Below are 777 nucleotides of genomic sequence, written 5' to 3'. Positions count from 1 at the left end.
AAACATTTATCCCCAGCTATAGCGTGTTGCTGGAATATTACGAGATGGGCGGCTTTGTAATGTTGCCGCTCATTATCGTCTCCATATTGTTGTGGTATGCCTTAGTTTATCGCGTCATGACGGTGCGCTCTAGTCAGCACAAGCCTCGTGATTTAGTGAGAAAAGCTAAGAAAGGAAAGCGCAAGTTTTTGAATCTGAAATCCGTCACTGCCGAAGCCGCAAAATTTGCGATGGATACTTCTCGTGAGTATCGCAGTCCAGTGAACGTGAAAGCGCGTATCGACGAGCATTTTTTTAATTTGAAAGAAACCATGGCGAGGCATCGTAGCTTAGTGCGTTCGCTCGTTGCTGTTGCTCCGTTGTTAGGTTTGCTCGGTACAGTCGATGGAATGATGGAGACCTTTGACTCCCTAGGCACGATGTCGCTATTTACGCAAACCGGCGGCATTGCAGGCGGGATCAGTAAGGCGCTATTTACAACACAAGTAGGTTTGGCGATTTCTATCCCAGGCTTACTTGTTGGACGAATGATTGAGCGCAAAGAGCGCAATGTCTGTCGAGAGTTGGATCAAATTCGAGACTTAGTGTGCGCTCAAAAGCAAGCGTCTCTGAGCAAATAAAATAAGCGAGAAAGAATATGAGATACAGACAAGAGAGCGAGCAAGAAGGGCAGGTAGATATCTCTCCATTGATCGACATGGTGTTCATCTTGTTAATCTTCTTCATGGTGACGACTACGTTCGTTAAAGACATGAAACTAGATCTTGAACGACCGAA

Annotated in this window: 2 protein-coding genes; both read left to right on the top strand. The window is 45.7% G+C overall.

What is annotated here, in order from left to right:
* Nucleotides 1–620: MotA/TolQ/ExbB proton channel family protein (locus tag A3762_RS21325; RefSeq protein ID WP_197469475.1), on the top strand; the 620-nt coding region annotated here is incomplete at its 5' end.
* 17 nt (nucleotides 621–637) lie between these two features.
* Nucleotides 638–777: biopolymer transporter ExbD (locus A3762_RS28960; RefSeq protein WP_197469474.1), on the top strand; the 140-nt coding region annotated here is incomplete at its 3' end.

It is taken from the genome of Oleiphilus sp. HI0125 (assembly GCF_001635355.1).
The sequence above is the reverse complement of the archived record's forward strand: the minus strand, read 5'-3'. Positions and strand labels throughout refer to the sequence as shown.